Genomic DNA, 15,009 nt, shown 5'->3' with positions numbered 1-15,009 from the left:
CTAGCCTCCGACCACGCCCAGCATCAGGCGGCCGTCCACCACCTCCAGGGGAACCACCGGCGCGCAGCCGTGGCCCTTGTCTGCGCCGGTTCCTTCGCCGGTGGCCAGGTCGATTATCCGCCCGTGCAGCGGACAGGTGACCGACTGGCCGTGCACGATCCCCTGGCTTAGCGGGCCGCCCTTGTGCGGGCACCTATCCATCAGGGCGAAGACCGCGCCGTCGCCCGTGCGGAAGATGGCGATGTCGCCCTGCGGGCTGGGCACCCGGCGGGCGCCCCGGCGCGGGACGTCGGTTACCGCGCCCACGTCGGTCCAGCGGATGGCGGGTTCCTTCACGAGGGCGTTCATGCGGGTTCGAACTCCAGGCGGCGGCTAAGCGGGTTGAACTCTTCGGTGTGACGGCCGGCCACCCGCTCCGCCCACGGATCGATGCGGGAGAAGCGCTGCGAATAGGAGAAGCGGTCGTAGAGCGCCCGGCGGTTATCCAGGTCGGCGATCGCCGCCTTGATGCTGTCGAGGCCGACCCGGTCCATCCACTTGTAGATCCGCTCCAGGTACCAGCCCTCCTCGCGGTAGAGCTGCACCACGGCGCAGATGGTCCACATCGCCTCTTCCTCGGTGGCGACCTTGGTGAGGATCTCGGTGCCGCGGATGTGCAGGCCCGCGGCGCCGCCCACATGGATCTCGTAGCCAGAGTCCACGCAGATCACACCGACGTCCTTGCAGGTCGCCTCGGCGCAGTTGCGGGGACAGCCCGACACCGCCAGCTTGACCTTGGCCGGGGCCCAGGACCCCCACATGAACTTCTCCAGCCGCATGCCGAGGCCGGTGGAGTCCTGGGTCCCGAACCGGCACCAGTCGGAGCCGACGCAGGTCTTCACCGTGCGCAGCCCCTTGGCGTAGGCGTGGCCCGAGACCATGCCCGCCGCGTTGAGGTCGGCCCAGACCGCCGGCAGGTCGTCCTTCTTGACCCCCAGCAGATCGATGCGCTGGCCGCCCGTCACCTTCACCGCCGGGATGGCGAACTTGTCGGCCACATCGGCGATGGCGCGCAGTTCGTCGGGGGTGGTCATCCCGCCCCACATGCGCGGCACCACCGAATAGGTGCCGTCCTTCTGGATGTTGGCGTGGACGCGCTCGTTGATGAACCGCGACTGCTTGTCGTCCTGGTAGTCCCCGGGCCAGGCGCAGATCAGGTAGTAGTTGAGCGCGGGCCGGCACGAGGCGCAGCCGTCCGGGGTCGTCCATTCCAGGGCCTGGTGAACGGCCGGCATGGACTTCAGTCCGCCCTCGACGATGGCCCGGCGAACCACGTCATGGGTGTGGCTGGTGCACTTGCACATCGGGGCTGGGCCGGTCTGGACCTGGAAGCCGTCGCCCAGGGTCAGCTTCAGCAGCTTCTCCACCAGCGGGGTGCACGACCCGCACGAGGCCGAGGCCTTGGTGACCCCGCGCACGGCGTCCAGGGTGGTGAGCCCCTGGGCGGTGATGGCTCCGGTGATCTGCCCCTTGCACACGCCGTTGCAGCCGCAGACCTCCTGGTCGTCGGACATGGCCGCAACGGCCGCACTAGGGTCCAGGCCCGACAGACCCTCCGTGATGGCCTGGCCGAAGATCAGGGTCTCGCGGATGCCGCTCACGTCGGCGCCCTGGCGCATGAGGTCGAAGTACCAACCGCCATCGGCGGCGTCGCCGAACAGCACCGCGCCGGCGACCTTTCCGTTCTCGAGAACGACGCGCTTGTAGACGCCACGACCCGCGTCCCGGAACACGATGTCCTCGCACCCCTCCCCGCCCGCGAAGGCGCCGGCGGAGAAGACGTCCACGCCCGACACCTTCAGGCGGGTCGAGAGCATGGAGCCGCCATAGGCGCTGGCCTCGTCGCCGGTGAGCGCCGCCGCCAGGGTCTTGCACATGTCCCAGATGGGGGCGACCAGACCGTAGGCCACGCCCCGATGCTCGGCGCATTCCCCCACCGCATAGATGTCGGGATCGTCGGTGCACATCTGGTCGTCGACCACCACGCCGCGCGCCACGCCGAGACCGGCCGCCTTGGCCAGTGCGGTGTTGGGCCGGATGCCCACGGCCATGACCAGGACGCTGCAGGGCAGCACCCGGCCGTCCGACAGCTTCAGGCCGCTCACCTTGCCGTCTTCGCCGAGGATGGCTTCGGACTGGGCAGAAAGCACCGTCTCCACCCCGCGCAGAGCCAGGGCCTCCGTGAGCAGGAAGCCCGCGGCTGAGTCGAGCTGGCGCTCCATCAGGACGTCCATCAGGTGGACCACGGTGGCCTTCATGCCGCGCTTGGCCAGGCCGTAGGCGGCCTCCAGCCCCAGCAGGCCCCCGCCGATCACCACGGCCGCGCCACCGGCGTCGGCGGCGGCGACCATCTGCTCCACGTCGTCCAGGTCACGGAAGGTGACCACGCCCTTCAGGTCAGCGCCCGGCAACGGCAGGCGGACGGGGTCCGAACCGCTCGCCAGGATCAGCCGGTCGTAGGCGACCGATAGTCCGCCTTGCGCCGTCACCGTCTTGGTCGCCCGGTCGATGCCGGTGACCGCCCGTCCGGCGTGCAGGGTGATGGCGTTGTCGCGGTACCAGGCCTCGTCATTGATGACGATGTCGTCGAAGGCCTTCTCTCCAGCCAGCACCGGCGAGAGCATGATGCGGTTGTAGTTCACCCGCGGCTCTGCGCCGAAGATGGTGATCTCGTAGCGATCGGGATCACGCTTGAGGATGTCCTCCACCACCCGGCACCCCGCCATACCGTTGCCGATGACGACGAGCTTCTGCTTGGTTTGCATGATCATCACCCTCAGACCCGGACCGGCGCGGAGTCAGCGGGCGCCAGGGTCGGCCAGACCGCGCGCCAGTGGTTCTTCAGGCCGGCGAGCGCCACCAGGGCGAAGACCGCCAGGGCCGCAAAGCCGAGGAAGCCGAACTGGTAGGTCCCGGCCATCTTCTTGGCGAGGCCAAGGGTGGAGGCCAGATAGAAGCCGCCGATCCCGCCGGTCATGCCGATAAGGCCGGTCATCACCCCGATCTCCTTGCGGAACCGCTGGGGCGCCAGTTGGAACACCGCCCCGTTTCCGGCGCCAAGAGCCGACATGCAGAGCATCAGGACCGCGAAGGCCAACCAGACATTGGGCATCTGGAAGCTGGCCGTGGCCAGACCAACGGCCGCGAAGCCCAGCACCACGATCAGGGTCCGAACCCCGCCGAACCGGTCGGCCAAGGCCCCGCCCACCGGCCGGATGAAGGAGCCCGCGAAGACGCAGGCGGCGGTGAAGAAGCCGGCCTTCACCGGATCGATGCCGTATTCGGAGTTGAAGTAGATGGTGAGCGACGAGGACAGTCCCACGAAGCCCCCGAAGGTGACGCTGTAGAGCAGCATCAACCACCAGGCGTCGGCCACCTTCAGGACGTCGAGATACTCCGAGAACTTCTTGGGTTCGGGCTGCTCGGGCGCGTCCTTGGCCATAAGCAGATAGACTACGAAGGCGACAGCCAACGGTATGATCGCCAGGCCGATGACGTTGTTCCAGCCGAAGGTCTTGGCGAGCATCGGTGCGAACAGGGCCGCCAGGGCGGTGCCCGAGTTGCCGGCGCCGGCGATGCCGAGCGCCAGGCCCTGGTGCTCCTGCGGATACCACCGGCTGGCCAGCGGCAGGGCCACGGCGAAGGAGGCGCCGGCGACGCCCAGCAAAACCCCAAGCACCAACACCTGCTGATAGTTGTGCACCCCCAGAAGCCAGGCCGCGCCCAGGCCGGTGATCACGATGCTCTGGCCGATCAGGCCGGTGCGCTTGGGGCCGATGCGGTCGACCATGACGCCGGCCACCAGCCGCAGCAGAGCGCCTGCCAGCACTGGGATCGCCACCATCAGGCCCTTCTGGGCGGGATCGAGATTGAAGTCCTTGGCGATGGCCACGCCCAACGGGCCCAGCAGCACCCAGACCATGAAGCTGAAGTCGAAATAAAGGAAGGCGGCGAACAGGGTGGGCGTGTGGCCCGACTTGAGGAAGGAGCGGCTCAACATGGAACTGAAACCTCGGATGAACGAGAGCGGCGGCATCGCCGTTGGGGTGACCGCATCCGAGCGGTCGTCTCGATCAGCCGCGAACGTCGTTGTCCGTGGGCCTGCCCTCATGACGCACTGCAACATGGCCGCTGTCAGCCGCCGCCGCGCCGTCTCAGGTCAGTTGAGCGGCAGCGCCTATTTCTCAGGCGCCACAAAATCAGAGCTGGTGAAAAACCAGGCGATTAGCCCGCGTCGAAGGCCGTGCCGTCAAACAACGGGGCCGGAGTCACCAGGGCCGCCGGCCCGAGGCCGGTGGTCCTCAAGGCCTCCAGTGCGAGGGCGGGACGGTAGACCGAGGCGATCAGGGCCTCGGCGTCCAGGTCCGCGCTGACCTGCTTCCAACGCCGCATCTGGGTGAGGAACCATTGGGCATGCTCCAGGCGCGGAACACAGGCCCCCTCGCGGTGGAAGATCAACTCCTCGCCGAGCGCCGGGCGAATCGCCTCGGCCGCCGCACCGACATATTCAGGCTGGGCTAGCAGCGCCGCCAACTCGTCCCTGTTGTCCGCGACATCGCACCAGGCCTGGGCCCGGACCAAGGCCCGCAGCAGGGGCGCAAGACGATCGTCGTCGGCGAACTCCGCCCGTGCGCCCAGCACCTTGTCGGGGCCCCCTGGCCAGAACTGCGAGGTGCGCAGGGCGACGCGGCCCAGGCCGCCCCGGGTCGCCACCGTGTTCCACGGCGCGCCGACGCACACCCCGTCCACCTGGCCGGTCCGTAGCTGCTCCACCATGCGTGGCGGCGGCGTCACCACCAGCCGCACGTCGCGGTCGAGGTCGACGCCTGCCTCCGCCAGCCAGTAGCGCAGCGCGTAGTTGTGCATCGAATAGGTGAAGACCACCGCGAAGGTCAGCGGCGGTTCGCCGGCCGCGCGGCGCTGTCCGATGAAGGCCGCCAGGCCGGCGGCGATCTCCTGCAGGCTCTCGGCCCCGGCCGGCAGCGCCTGGCTCAGCCGGTTGGACAACGTCACGCCGGCGCCGTTCACCGCCAGGGCCAGGGGGGCGATCATCGGGGCCACGGGACCCCCGGCGCCGGCCGTGGCGGCCAGGGCCATGGGGGCCAGCATGTGGGCGGCGTCCAGGGCGCCCACCGTGACCTTGTCGCGGATGGTGGCCCAGGAGGCTTCCCGGCTCAGGGTCACGTCCAGGCCCTCGCTCGCGAAGAAGCCCTTGGCCTCCGCCGCCACCAGGGGCGCGCAGTCGGTCAGGGGGATGAACCCCAGGGTCAGGCTGCTCACGATGCGTCCCCCTTCAGCACGCCCGCGAAGGCCAGCAGATCGGTGGCCACCGCACCGAGTGGCCGGCCGGTGTCCATGGCCAGTTTGCGCAGCAGCTTGTAGGCGGCGTCCTCGTCCAGGCCGCGCTCTTTCATCAGGAGACCCTTGGCGCGGTCCACCACCTTGCGGGACTCCAGGTTAGCCTTGGCCTTGGCAAGGTCCCCGCGCAGCTGCTGCATCAGCGAGAACCGGGTCATGGCCACCTCCAGGATCGGCCGCACCCGGGCCGGCGCCAGGCCATCGACGATATAGGCCGCCACCCCGGCCCGGATCGCCTGCTCGGCCAGGCCGGGCTCTGAGCGGTCGGCGAACATCACCACCGGGCGCGGATTGGTCTCGCCGGCTTCGCGCAAGCTCTCGAGCGTGTCGCGGTCGGCGCTGTCGCAGGCCACCACGATGATGTCAGGGGAGAAGCTCGCCACCTCTGCGGCGTCGAACTGGGCGCTCTGGCGCACCTCCAGCGGGTCGACGCCGTCCAGCCCCTCGGCCACCAGCGCCGCCCGGGCGGGGTCGGGATCTATGACAAGGACGCGCATGGGGCTCTGCTAACCGCCAAGCCCGGCCGAGACGCCACCCATGGCGCGCAATTCGCCCAAGGCGCGGCCGAGACGCCTGTTTTCAGGGCAGACATCGCAACTCATTTAGGCGCCTTAGGCCCCTCCGATTCACCCGCCAGGCGATCACGCTCTTGCGGGGTATTGGCGCCTCGAAGCCGAGGAAGCAGCTCAGGGTCCAGCGCCACCTGGATCAACGCCGCCCGCTCCACGAATCGCCGCAGCGGCCAGTCGGCCTGGGCGTCCCCCGGAATCGCCGTCAGATCGAGTACCATGGGCAGAGGTTGGCCCTCGAACGTCGCGCCCGGCGCCTCGGCCGCCAGGAGGGGCGCAAGGTCCTCCGGGCGGATCGTCGGCGCATCCACCGCCAACACCAGCACCCGGCTGACCTGGTCGCCCAACAGAGCCACCCCCGCCAGCACCCCGGCCACCGGCCCGCTCCGCGGCGCCGGATCGGGCGCCCGGGGCAGGCCGAACTCGCCATCGCCCGCCGACACCACCACCGTGGCTCCCACTGCCCGCGCCAGCTCGGCCACCAGGTCCACGGCGCGGCGGCCATCCCACAGCTGCGCGGCCTTGTCCGTCCCCATCCGGCGAGACGCCCCGCCAGTCAGGATGATCGCGCCGAGGGTTGGAGGGGTGTTCATGGGCGGGACAGTTGGAGCGGTCGCGCCGCGAGGTCAACGACGGAGCCTCAAATCCAGATTGACTGCGACCAGCGCCCGCCCGAGACAGTTTGCCATGGAGAACCTAGTCCTCAGCGTAGTCGGCAGCGACCGCCCCGGTCTGACCCAGGCCCTGGCCGCGGCTGTGCTTTCGGCCGGTGGAAACTGGCTGGAGAGTCATCTCAGCCGCCTCGGCGGACTCTATGTCGGCTCCGTGCTTGTGGAGGCCGACGACCTCGAAGCCCTGCGCGCGGCCGTGCAGGCGGTGGACGCCCATGGGCTGGAGGTCCGCATCGCGCCCGCCCTCGAGGCCCCGGTCGCCGGCGGGGAGGAGGTGCTCTTCGCCCTTGTCGGCCAGGACCGGCTGGGCATCGTGCACCAGGTGACGGCGATCCTCAGCCGGCTGGAGGTCAATATCGAGACCTTCGAGACCCGCATCAGCGCTGAACCTCATTCCGGCGGCGCCCTGTTCCATCTCGACGCCCGCCTGCGCCTGCCGCCGAGCCTGACCGCGCAGGATGTCCAGGCCGCCCTGGAGGCCATCTCGGCCGAGATCATGGTCGATATCAGCCTCGCCCCCGCCACAGCCCGCTAAAACTGATCGAGTTGGATATGCCCCCAGCGGGTCTACCGGCTCGAGGCCTGGCGCCGAGCCACGAGCAGGGCGCCCTCCAGGCCTGAATGTTCCAGGGCCGGGGGTCGCAGGTAGTCGGGCCCGGCGATCATCGGGGCGCCATAGGCGCCGAGGGCGGTCTTCAACGCGGCGGCCACCGCGCCCAGCAAGCCCGGCGTCGACATCACCCCGCCCCCCAGAACGATACAGCGCGGCGACCAGGCAAGGGTCAGACTGGCGCACAGCTGGGCGAGATAGTCGGCGGCCAGCGCCTTGAGGTCGGGGCGTTCGGCCAGGGTCTCGCCAGCCGCCAGCCGCCGTCCCAGCGCCGGTCCCGCTGTCAGCCCTTCGGCGCAGTCGGCGTGGAAAGGACAGGCGCTGGGGGTGGTGTCGTCCAGACGGCGGTGCAGACGCAGGTGTCCGATTTCCGGATGCAGGGCGCCCTTCAGAGTCCGCCCTTCCACGCACAGCGCCCCGCCGATACCGGAGCCCACGGTGACATAGGCCACGGCGTCCAGACCCCTCGCGGCGCCGACGGCCTGCTCGGCGATCGCCGCGGCGGCCACATCGGTCTCCATCACCACCGGCGCGCCAAGGCGCTGCGTCAGGGCGGCGGCGAGGTTGAAGCCGCTCCAGTGCGGCTTGGGGGTCGGCAGCATCAGACCGCGGTCCGGCGAGGCGGGATCGACAATCAGAGGTCCGAAGCTGGCCAGGCCGATGGCGGCGAGCGTGTCGCCCGGCCGGAGGTCGCCCTCGATCGCGCCCACCAGGTCGATCACCGCCTGCTGCGGGGTGGTCGTCGCGAACCGATGGGTCGGGGCGTCAAGGTTGGCTCGCGCATCTGCGTCCGCCGTCGCCACCCGGCAGAGAATCTTCGTGCCGCCCGTCTCGATGGCGGCGATCAGGGGGCGGGTCATGCAGGCCTCGTGGCGGTCACGCGGCAATGACCTCTGCCCGCGACGGATACTCAAGGTCAAAACTTGGCGGCCCGAGGCCCACGGCGCAATGATCTTTCCACCAAACCGGGCGCCCGCCACGGTCGCGGGCGCGGATGTGAGATATGGAAGTCGCGCTGCGGTATTCGCCTGACCCTCGGCGCTCGCGACACAGGCTCACGCTTTCCGAGATAGGTTTGAGAACCCGCGCGGGTTGAACCCTGCGCCTTGCTCGATTTCATAACTCAAGTTCGCTGAGCGATTTCTACCCAAACTGAGTATAGGATTTCGCAGACACCCCTGCGGAGGGGGCGATTGGGCCGGCTTGAAGACCCGCGCGACCGCTCCTCTGGGCCCGGAGCGCGCGCTATCGCGACTGAAATTCAAATAGAATCCCTCCCTTTGCGAGCCAGCGCCCCGGGAGCATCGAACATGATCAGCGGGATTGTCGACCGCGTCTCTCATGCCGCTTTGCAAAGGTGTAATATTCGCCTTTACTCGCCGAATCTTGGAGCGCGCGCCGGCCGCCCCCACCGAGCGCGCGCCGTGGTTGAGGAGAACAGGACTGTGCCGGAGCTATCCAACAAGACCCCGGACCCGATGGACGTCGCCCTGGGTGCTGCGGTTCGTATCCGCAGGCGAACGATCGGCATGTCGCAGGAGGCCCTTGCCGAGCAGTGCGGCGTCAGCTTCCAACAAATTCAAAAATATGAGAACGGCGCGAACCGCATTTCCTTCTCGCGCCTGGTGCAGATCGCCCGCGCGCTGCGATGCCGCGTCGTTGACCTGATGGACGTCCTGGACACCCCCGGGCATGACGCGGTGGGGGACCTGGACCTGCTGTCGCGCATGCGCACGCCAGGCGCCCTGGAGCTTCTGGCCGCGTTCGAGAAACTGCCGCAGGACGCACGCGCCTCCCTCGTCAGTTTCATGCGCGCCCTGACCGGTCCGGACGGCAGCCTGCGCAGCAAGCAGAAGGAAATGGCGTAGGGACCGTCGCCGGCTGGCGGATTGCGCCGGGCTAGCCCGGATCAGTTCTCCGCCAGGACCTTGTCGATGACAGCCCTTGCCTCGGCGCCGGCCCAGTCGGCGCCCCCGGCGAGGCGCGCGCGCTCCACGCCGTCCTTGCCGAAGATCACGGTGGTGGGCATGCCGACGGCCGCAGGCTTGAAGTCGTAAGGAAGCTTCAGCTTGGGATCCCGGTAGAAGACCAAGGGCGCGTGCTTGGCGATGAACATGCGCGCCTTGTCGGCGTCCCGCTCCCCATCGACGCTGACGGCCACCACGGCCACCGGCTGCCCCTCATAGGCCGCCGCCAGCTTGGCCAGGGTCGGCATCTCGATCACGCAGGGGCCGCACCAGGTGGCCCACAAATTGACCACCACGACCTTGCCCTTGAAGTCGGCCAGCCGCACCGGCTTGCCGTCCGCGTCCTGGAAGCTGGTGGCCGGCGCGGGGCCGGCCTCGGCCGGGAAGGTGAGTTTGGCCATCTCGCCCTTGGCGAGACTCTTGAGGCTGGTTGTCTGGCGGGGGTTTATGGATGCCTGCGCCATGATGTAGACAACCGCCGCGACGCCCAGCAGGGCGACGCCCCAGAACGCGCCTTTCAGGAGGCCCGATTTGGGCTTCGACGTCTCCTCGGGTGCTTGGCTCATGTCCGACGACTCCACTCACGGTTCTGACGCGCCCACATCTGGCCAGGCCATGTGGGGCGGAAGGTTCAGCGCGAAACCCGCCGAACTGATGCAGGCGATCAACGTCTCCATCGGGTTCGACAAGCGTCTGGCGCCGCAGGACCTGGCCGGGTCCCGCGCGCACGCGGCGATGTTGCGCAAGCAAGGCGTCATTACAAGCGCCGACGAGCAAGCGATCCAGGGTGGGCTGCAGGCCATCGAGGCCGAGATGGCCGCCGGGACCTTCCCCTATCGCGACGAGTTCGAAGACATCCACATGAACGTGGAGGCCCGGCTGCGGGAGCTGATCGGCCCGGCGGCCGGCCGCCTGCACACCGCCCGCTCCCGCAACGACCAGGTGGCGGTCGATTTCCGCCTGTGGGTCCGGGACGCCTGCGACCGCACCATCGCCCAGCTGCGCGCTCTCCAGCAGGCCCTTATCCTCAAGGCCGAGGCCCACGCCGAGACCCTGATGCCGGGCTTCACCCACCTGCAGCCGGCTCAACCCGTCACCTTCGGCCACCACCTGATGGCCTATGTGGAGATGTTCGGCCGCGACGCCGGACGCTTCACCGACGCGCGCCGCCGGATGAACGAGTGCCCCCTGGGCGCGGCCGCCCTGGCCGGCTCGCCCTTCCCCATCGACCGTGACGCCACGGCCCGGGCGCTTGGCTTCGACCGCCCCACCGCCAATTCGCTGGACAGTGTTTCGGATCGCGACTTCGCCCTGGAGGCCCTCGCGGCGGGTACGCTGGCGGCCATCCACCTGTCGCGTCTGGCCGAGGAGATCGTCCTCTGGATGACGCCGCAGTTCGGCTTCATCAAGCTGACCGACGCCTTCACCACCGGCTCCTCGATCATGCCGCAGAAGAAGAATCCGGACGCCGCCGAGCTGGTGCGCGCCAAGACCGGCCGGTTGATGGGCTCGTTCACCCAGCTCGCCGTGGTGATGAAGGGCCTGCCGTTGGCCTATTCCAAGGACATGCAGGAGGACAAGGTCCCCACTTTCGACGCCTTCGACGCCCTGGAGCTGTCCCTGGCCGCCATGGCGGGGATGGTGGCGGACATGGAGCCGGTATCGGCCAGAATGGCGGCGGCCGCCGGCGCGGGCTTCTCCACCGCCACCGACCTCGCCGACTGGCTGGTGCGCACCCTCGACATGCCGTTCCGCGACGCTCACCATGTGACGGGCGCGGCGGTGAAACGGGCCGAGCAGCTTGGCTGTGATCTCTCCGACCTGCCCCTGAAGGAGCTTCAGGCCCTGTCGCAAGGGATCACCGCCGAGGTCTACGACGTTCTCACCCCACGGGCTTCCGCCGGGAGCCGCAAAAGCTACGGCGGCGCCGCGCCGGACCAGGTTCGCGCTCAAGTCGCGCGTTGGAAGGATATGCTGAAATGACCCTTCGCCCTCTCGTGCTGATCGGGGCCCTCGCGCTCTCCGCCACCGCGCTTTCGGGCTGCGGCAAGATGGGTGAGCTGGAACGCCCCGGCCCGATCGGCCAGGCCCGCTCCGGCGCCGACGCCGGGTCCGCGCCGATGCGCTCGATCCGCACCGTCGATCCCCGCGACCGCAACTCCGATCCCGCACCCCAGCGCACCGAGCCGATCGAGAGCACCAACGACCCGATGGCCAGCGGGCCGCAGGGCGCCATCCCCGACCCCTACGCCCGCCCGCGATGAACCACTTCGAGCTGTCGGGGGGCGAGCTCGCCTGCGAGGACGTTGCGCTGTCCGCGATCGCGCAAGCGGTCGGCACGCCAGTCTATGTCTATTCCACCGCCACCCTGGCGCGGCATTACACAGTGCTGCGGGACGCCCTGGTGAACGAGGGCCTGGGCGACCCGCTGATCGCCTTCGCCGTAAAGTCCAACTCCAATGTCGCGGTGCTGCGCACCCTGGGCGATCTGGGGGCGGGCGCGGACACGGTCTCCGAGGGCGAAATCCGCCGGGCGCTGGCGGCCGGCATCCCGGGCGAGCGCATCGTCTTCTCCGGGGTTGGAAAGACCGAGGCCGAGATCGCCTTCGCCCTCAAGACCGGGGTCGGCGAGATCAATGTCGAGTCCGAGCCCGAGATGCACATGGCCTCGGCCGTCGCCCAGTCGCTGGGAACCCGGGCCACCATCGCCATCCGCGTGAACCCCGACGTCTCGGCCGGCGGACACGCCAAGATCTCCACCGGAAAGTCCGACAACAAGTTCGGCGTCTCCTTCTCCGAGGCCGAGCGGCTCTACGCCCAGGCCTCCAACAACGCGGGCCTCAGGCCGGTGGGCGTCACCTGCCACATCGGCAGCCAGATCACCCATCTGGCCCCACTGGAGGAGGCCTTCGTCAAGATGCGCGGCCTCGTGGAGCGCCTGCGCGGCGAGGGCCTGGCGGTCGAGCGCCTGGACCTCGGCGGCGGCCTGGGCGTGCCCTATTTCAACATGCCGACCCCGGCGAGCCCCGCCGACTATGCGGCCATGATCGCACGGACCATGCAGGGCCTGGACGTCCAGTTCGCCTTCGAGCCCGGCCGAATGATCTGCGCCAACGCCGGGATCCTGCTGTCCAGGGTGCAGCACATTCACGAGCGGCCCGAGGGGCGGAAGTTCGCGGTGCTGGACGCGGCCATGAACGACCTGATCCGCCCGGCCATGTACGACGCCTATCACGACATCCGGCCGGTGAAGCCCCGTACAGGCGACCCGGTCACCTATGACGTGGTGGGTCCGATCTGCGAGACCGGCGACACCTTCACCCGCGATCGCGACCTGCCCCGCCTGGCGGCCGGCGACCTGGTGGCCTTCATGAGCGCCGGCGCCTATGGGGCGGTGATGTCGAGCGAGTACAACAGTCGGCTGCTGGTCCCCGAGGTGCTGGTGAAGGGCGACCAGTTCGCCGTCATCCGCCCGCGCCCGACCTATGAAGACATGCTGGCCCGCGAGGCCATGCCAGACTGGCTGTAATTCAAAGAGATGGAGCGCGTCGGACGGGTTAACCGGCTTCCACTCAACCCTGACGCGCTCTAGGACCGAACCCGCCGGATCAGGTCCTTCAGGGCGGCGGCCTCGGGCGGCCTGGAGAGATCCGGCGCGATGGCTGTGATCACCTCCACCGGCAGCTCCCACCAGCGCAGCTCGAGCAGCAGGGCGACAACCTCATCACTGAACCGCTGCCGGATCGGCTTGGCCGGGTTTCCGCCGACAATCTGGTAGGGGGCCACGTCCTTGATGACTGTGGCGTTGACCGCGAGCACCGCCCCGGAGCCGATCGTCACGCCTGACATGATCGTCACCCCGTGGGCGACCCACACGTCGTCGCCAATCGTCACATCGCCGTTGGTGTGGGGGTGACCGACGATCTCGCTTCCACCCAACTGCTCCGGATAGGCGTGACCGAAGGGAAAGGTGGTCGCCCAATCGCTGCGATGGTTGCCGCCAAGGAAGATGATCACCGAGGAGGCGAACGAGCAGAACGACCCAATCCGCAGGGTCGCGCCTTCGCCCCATTGGCGGGCCGAGACGTGTTCAGTGCCGTAGGTGAAGCGGCCAATGCTGACGGCGCTGGCGCCCACCAGCTGGGTGCGTTCGACGGTGTGGGGCATTGCGTCGCTCCAGCCCTAGTCCAGCGCCCCGATATAGGGCAACCCGCGCAGGGCGCCGGCGGCGTCCATGCCATAACCCACCAGGTAACGGGCGGGCGCCTCCCAGGCCACGAAGTCCGGGACGATGGCCCTGGGCGTCGGCCACGGCTTGGAGGCGAAGACGGCGGTGAAGGCGCGCGCCGCGCCGGCGTCGCGGACCAGGCGGCTGGCCTCCGAAAGCGACAGGCCGGTGTCGATGACGTCGTCGATGATCAAGGCGGTGCGCCCCGACAACGGGCGCTGCAGGTCGGCGCGCACCTCGCACCGGCCCAGGCTGGCGCGCTCGTCGCCATAGGAGGCCAGCCAAAGGGCGTCGAAGCGGACATGCCGGCCCAGGCGCGACAGGGCCCGCGTCAGGTCCGAGGCGAACCACAGGCCTCCGGTCAGCAGACACACCGCCACGGTGTCGTCGTCGATCTCCGGCGCGATCTCCGCGGCCAGGGCGGCGACCCGGCGGGCGACCTCCTCCTCTGACAGCAGGACGACCGGATCAGCCATGGGGCTCTAAGGCGTAGGGACTGTCGGACGACAGGGGCTTGGCCTCGACCGGCGCGGGACCGTGAGACGCCGCGGGCGCGTGGGGCGCATCGGCCTCCGCCGCGCCGCGCAGGGCATGCTCCGGCGCCGGGTGGGCAGGCACCAGGACCTTGGCCTTGGTCTTCTTGCCCTTGGACTTGGCGGTGTCGGGCGCGAACGAGATCTGCAGGTCGTGGGCCGAGGTCGGCGGGTCGAGGATCGCCAGGGCGAAGTGGCGCGTCTCGCCGGGCGGCACCACCGGGTCGGCGGCGCGCGCGATCTTGGTGACGATGGTCTTGCCGGCCTTGTTGAGCAGCTCGATCTTCAGGGGCGGGGTGACGATGGCGTGGTCTTCGACGTTGCGGATCATGCCGGAGATGGACAGGGCCGCATGTCCGTCCTGCAGCGCCGGTTCGGCCCGCGAGCCCTCGATCACCAGGCCAAGGGTGTTCACCGGCAGCCCGGCGAGGGCATAGGCCTTGGCCGAGCCCGGCATGATCTTGACCACATCGACCCGGAACACGACGGCCAGGCCGACGATGATGGCGAGCGTCGCGGCCATGCCGGCCCAGACGATGCCGTGGGTGGCGGCCTCGCGCACCTTGCGGGTGTTCTCCACCTTGGCGCGGATCACCTTGGGCAGTTCGGCGCCGGGCAGGTCGCTCAGCGCGGCGGGTTCCTCGACCTGAGGTTCGAAGGGATCGCGGGCGACCGCGCCCTCCTCGGCCGAGACGTCCAGTTCCAGGGTCGCCTCGGGGTGCGCCGTCCAGCGGTGGCCACAGGAGGCGCACTTCACCGCACGGCCCTCCGGGGCGATCTTGCGATCGTCCACGAAATAGCTGGTGGCGCACTCGGGACAGGTCAGGATCATGACGGCGGAACGGGTCTCGTAACCGGGGCTATTGTTCTGGAGCGTCGCCGCCCTGGGACGGTCGGAGGTTCTGGAGGTTCGCCCTCCGGTCGCCAGCCCGACGCGAACTGTTATCGCGATTCCTAGCACGCGGGCCTTGCCAAAACCCAAATCCCTGACAGCGGCCGATCGTCCGGGCGGGAGATTCGCCCATCAGGCGAGC

16 protein-coding genes are annotated in these 15,009 nt (G+C 69.2%); 5 read left to right on the top strand and 11 right to left on the bottom strand.

The features are described 5' to 3' along the window. From RMO97_RS00455 to RMO97_RS00430, 6 genes are all read right to left on the bottom strand, one after another. Nucleotides 1-348, bottom strand: a complete 348-nt coding sequence (locus RMO97_RS00455) for a nitrite reductase (NAD(P)H) small subunit (RefSeq protein WP_310538603.1) — start codon at nt 346-348, stop codon at nt 1-3. After that, nucleotides 345-2,810: a nitrite reductase large subunit NirB gene (gene nirB, locus RMO97_RS00450; RefSeq protein WP_310538602.1), complete on the bottom strand. Its 2,466-nt coding sequence runs from the start codon at nt 2,808-2,810 to the stop codon at nt 345-347. The genes RMO97_RS00455 and nirB overlap by 4 nt, the downstream gene beginning before the upstream one ends. A gap of 5 nt (nt 2,811-2,815) precedes the next feature. Further along, on the bottom strand, nt 2,816-4,039 hold the full coding sequence (locus RMO97_RS00445) for a nitrate/nitrite transporter (protein ID WP_310538601.1): 1,224 nt from the start codon (nt 4,037-4,039) through the stop codon (nt 2,816-2,818). Nucleotides 4,040-4,263: 224 nt separating this feature from the next. After that, a complete protein-coding gene (locus tag RMO97_RS00440; protein ID WP_310538600.1) occupies nt 4,264-5,319 on the bottom strand; it encodes a CmpA/NrtA family ABC transporter substrate-binding protein in 1,056 nt (351 codons plus the stop codon). Then, nucleotides 5,316-5,894, bottom strand: a complete 579-nt coding sequence (locus tag RMO97_RS00435; RefSeq protein WP_305338543.1) for an ANTAR domain-containing response regulator — start codon at nt 5,892-5,894, stop codon at nt 5,316-5,318. The genes RMO97_RS00440 and RMO97_RS00435 overlap by 4 nt, the downstream gene beginning before the upstream one ends. Before the next feature lie 101 nt (nt 5,895-5,995). Then, entirely contained in the window at nt 5,996-6,559 is a 564-nt protein-coding gene (locus tag RMO97_RS00430) for an NTP transferase domain-containing protein (RefSeq protein ID WP_310538599.1), read from the bottom strand. A 94-nt stretch (nt 6,560-6,653) separates the two neighbouring features. Between RMO97_RS00430 and RMO97_RS00425 the strand changes: the two genes are divergently transcribed. Continuing rightward, complete coding sequence (locus RMO97_RS00425; RefSeq protein ID WP_310538598.1) at nt 6,654-7,172, top strand: ACT domain-containing protein; 519 nt, start codon at nt 6,654-6,656, stop codon at nt 7,170-7,172. A 32-nt stretch (nt 7,173-7,204) separates the two neighbouring features. On the opposite strand, the gene RMO97_RS00420 is transcribed toward RMO97_RS00425, so the two are convergent. Then, nucleotides 7,205-8,107, bottom strand: a complete 903-nt coding sequence (locus tag RMO97_RS00420) for an ROK family protein (protein ID WP_310538597.1) — start codon at nt 8,105-8,107, stop codon at nt 7,205-7,207. A gap of 450 nt (nt 8,108-8,557) precedes the next feature. On the opposite strand from RMO97_RS00420, the gene RMO97_RS00415 reads away from it, so the two are divergent. Continuing rightward, nucleotides 8,558-9,115, top strand: a complete 558-nt coding sequence (locus RMO97_RS00415) for a helix-turn-helix transcriptional regulator (protein WP_310538596.1) — start codon at nt 8,558-8,560, stop codon at nt 9,113-9,115. A 41-nt stretch (nt 9,116-9,156) separates the two neighbouring features. On the opposite strand, the gene RMO97_RS00410 is transcribed toward RMO97_RS00415, so the two are convergent. Beyond that, complete coding sequence (locus RMO97_RS00410; protein ID WP_310538595.1) at nt 9,157-9,780, bottom strand: TlpA disulfide reductase family protein; 624 nt, start codon at nt 9,778-9,780, stop codon at nt 9,157-9,159. On the opposite strand from RMO97_RS00410, the gene argH reads away from it, so the two are divergent. From argH to lysA, 3 genes are read left to right on the top strand one after another with little or no spacing between them, the layout of a single operon-like run. After that, the gene (gene argH / locus RMO97_RS00405) at nt 9,779-11,197 is read left to right on the top strand and encodes an argininosuccinate lyase (protein ID WP_310538594.1); all 1,419 of its coding nucleotides are present in this window, start codon (nt 9,779-9,781) and stop codon (nt 11,195-11,197) included. The two genes, RMO97_RS00410 and argH, sit on opposite strands and share 2 nt — an antisense overlap. Continuing rightward, nucleotides 11,194-11,478: a hypothetical protein gene (locus RMO97_RS00400; protein WP_310538593.1), complete on the top strand. Its 285-nt coding sequence runs from the start codon at nt 11,194-11,196 to the stop codon at nt 11,476-11,478. Before argH ends, RMO97_RS00400 begins: the two co-directional genes overlap by 4 nt. Then, nucleotides 11,475-12,743, top strand: a complete 1,269-nt coding sequence (gene lysA, locus RMO97_RS00395; protein WP_310538592.1) for a diaminopimelate decarboxylase — start codon at nt 11,475-11,477, stop codon at nt 12,741-12,743. The genes RMO97_RS00400 and lysA overlap by 4 nt, the downstream gene beginning before the upstream one ends. A 59-nt stretch (nt 12,744-12,802) precedes the next feature. Here the strand turns inward: lysA and RMO97_RS00390 are convergent, their stop codons facing one another. The 3 genes from RMO97_RS00390 to RMO97_RS00380 are packed head-to-tail and all read right to left on the bottom strand — an operon-like array spanning nt 12,803 to nt 14,807. Next, entirely contained in the window at nt 12,803-13,381 is a 579-nt protein-coding gene (locus tag RMO97_RS00390) for a CatB-related O-acetyltransferase (protein ID WP_310538591.1), read from the bottom strand. Between the two features lie 15 nt (nt 13,382-13,396). Then, nucleotides 13,397-13,918: a phosphoribosyltransferase family protein gene (locus tag RMO97_RS00385; RefSeq protein WP_310538590.1), complete on the bottom strand. Its 522-nt coding sequence runs from the start codon at nt 13,916-13,918 to the stop codon at nt 13,397-13,399. Continuing rightward, entirely contained in the window at nt 13,911-14,807 is an 897-nt protein-coding gene (locus RMO97_RS00380; RefSeq protein ID WP_310538589.1) for a DUF3426 domain-containing protein, read from the bottom strand. Before RMO97_RS00380 ends, RMO97_RS00385 begins: the two co-directional genes overlap by 8 nt. Nucleotides 14,808-15,009: the final 202 nt, after the last annotated feature.

Source organism: Phenylobacterium sp. (genome assembly GCF_031425575.1).
Classification (GTDB): Bacteria; Pseudomonadota; Alphaproteobacteria; order Caulobacterales; family Caulobacteraceae; genus Phenylobacterium.
Note: the sequence above shows the minus strand (reverse complement) of the source record. Positions and strands in the feature narration are given on the sequence as shown.

Excerpts from the sequence above, each read along its gene's own strand:
- RMO97_RS00455 (WP_310538603.1), bottom strand. The coding sequence starts at position 348 with ATGAACGCCCTCGTGAAGGAACCCGCCATCCGCTGGACCGACGTGGGC.
- nirB (WP_310538602.1), bottom strand. The coding sequence starts at position 2,810 with ATGATCATGCAAACCAAGCAGAAGCTCGTCGTCATCGGCAACGGTATG.
- RMO97_RS00445 (WP_310538601.1), bottom strand. The coding sequence starts at position 4,039 with ATGTTGAGCCGCTCCTTCCTCAAGTCGGGCCACACGCCCACCCTGTTC.
- RMO97_RS00435 (WP_305338543.1), bottom strand. The coding sequence starts at position 5,894 with ATGCGCGTCCTTGTCATAGATCCCGACCCCGCCCGGGCGGCGCTGGTG.
- RMO97_RS00430 (WP_310538599.1), bottom strand. The coding sequence starts at position 6,559 with ATGAACACCCCTCCAACCCTCGGCGCGATCATCCTGACTGGCGGGGCG.
- RMO97_RS00425 (WP_310538598.1), top strand. The coding sequence starts at position 6,654 with ATGGAGAACCTAGTCCTCAGCGTAGTCGGCAGCGACCGCCCCGGTCTG.
- RMO97_RS00420 (WP_310538597.1), bottom strand. The coding sequence starts at position 8,107 with ATGACCCGCCCCCTGATCGCCGCCATCGAGACGGGCGGCACGAAGATT.
- RMO97_RS00415 (WP_310538596.1), top strand. The coding sequence starts at position 8,558 with ATGATCAGCGGGATTGTCGACCGCGTCTCTCATGCCGCTTTGCAAAGG.
- argH (WP_310538594.1), top strand. The coding sequence starts at position 9,779 with ATGTCCGACGACTCCACTCACGGTTCTGACGCGCCCACATCTGGCCAG.
- RMO97_RS00410 (WP_310538595.1), bottom strand. The coding sequence starts at position 9,780 with ATGAGCCAAGCACCCGAGGAGACGTCGAAGCCCAAATCGGGCCTCCTG.
- RMO97_RS00400 (WP_310538593.1), top strand. The coding sequence starts at position 11,194 with ATGACCCTTCGCCCTCTCGTGCTGATCGGGGCCCTCGCGCTCTCCGCC.
- lysA (WP_310538592.1), top strand. The coding sequence starts at position 11,475 with ATGAACCACTTCGAGCTGTCGGGGGGCGAGCTCGCCTGCGAGGACGTT.
- RMO97_RS00390 (WP_310538591.1), bottom strand. The coding sequence starts at position 13,381 with ATGCCCCACACCGTCGAACGCACCCAGCTGGTGGGCGCCAGCGCCGTC.
- RMO97_RS00385 (WP_310538590.1), bottom strand. The coding sequence starts at position 13,918 with ATGGCTGATCCGGTCGTCCTGCTGTCAGAGGAGGAGGTCGCCCGCCGG.
- RMO97_RS00380 (WP_310538589.1), bottom strand. The coding sequence starts at position 14,807 with ATGATCCTGACCTGTCCCGAGTGCGCCACCAGCTATTTCGTGGACGAT.